Consider the following 316-nt stretch of genomic DNA (forward strand, 5'->3'; position numbering starts at 1 on the left):
CTGCAGCGCCGCCACGACGCCGCCCGCGCACGCCGCCGCGCGTGGGTCGACGACGGCGACGACGGCATCTCGACCCTCTGCATCCCCGGGCCCACCGCGGCCATCCACGGCGCGTTCGCCCGCGCCACCCAAGCCGCCCGCGCAAAGCCGAAGGACGACCCCCGCACCTTCGACCAGTTCCGGGTCGACGCGCTCCTCGAGGTGCTCCTCACCGGCCAGACCCCGTCCGACCTCCACGGCGTCAACCCGATCACCGCGACCGTCACGGTGACGATCCCCGCCACCGAGCTGCTCAACCAGACCGACGATGCGGACG

General features: G+C 74.1%; 1 protein-coding gene. It reads left to right on the forward strand.

The window, feature by feature from the left end; genetic code table 11:
- A partial coding sequence (locus NWP09_RS13470; RefSeq protein ID WP_258275973.1) for a DUF222 domain-containing protein occupies positions 1-316 on the forward strand: 316 nt, incomplete at both ends.

Origin of the sequence: Agrococcus sp. HG114, from assembly GCF_024723325.1 — a bacterium.
Classification (GTDB): domain Bacteria; phylum Actinomycetota; class Actinomycetes; order Actinomycetales; family Microbacteriaceae; genus Agrococcus.